The 695-nt window shown below is 62.0% G+C and carries 1 protein-coding gene; it reads left to right on the top strand.

The features are described from left to right. Positions 1-695 (top strand): PAS domain-containing protein (locus AC1D0Z_RS23525; protein ID WP_477660531.1); only part of this gene is annotated, 695 nt, incomplete at both ends.

Genomic DNA, 695 nt, shown 5'->3' with positions numbered 1-695 from the left:
GGCCACGATAGCCCGGCACGAGGTTTTCCGCGACCTTGAAAGCACACGGCGCGACTCCAAGGGGCGGCTGCGTTACTTCAGCATCAGCGGCGTACCAAAATTCGACGCGAACGGTAAATTCACCGGCTACCGGGGCACAGGCCGTGACACCACCGAAATGCGGCGGGTCACCGAGGCCCTGCGCACCAGCGAAGCGCAGATGCGCGAGATCACCGACACCGTACCGGCCTGGATCACGTACGCCGACGCTGATCAGCGGCTGTGCTTCCACAACCGGGCCTACGAAGAAGTTTTCGGCCTGACGAATGAGCAGCTCGCAGGAAAGACCATCCGGGAAATCCTGGGCGAAGAGATGTACGCGGTGATAAAGCCCAGGGTGGATGAGGTGCTGCAGGGCTACCCGGTGGTCTACGAGCGGACGCAAAAAACCGCCCGTGGCGGCACACGCGACTATGTGGTCAATTATTTCCCGCGCTACGGCGATGGTGACGATGAGGGCAAGGTCATCGGGTTCTACACGCTTGCCAACGACGTCACCGAGCTCAAGCKCATAGACCGCATGAAGAGCGAGTTCGTCTCGACCGTCAGCCATGAGTTGCGCACGCCGCTTACTTCGATCCGGGGCTCGTTGGGCCCCATCTCCGGCGGCGTTGCCGGTCAGCTGCCCGACGCGGTGAAGACGCTGGTGGGTATAT

This window comes from Polaromonas sp. P1_E3, from assembly GCF_056405935.1.
Note: the sequence above shows the minus strand (reverse complement) of the source record. Positions and strands in the feature narration are given on the sequence as shown.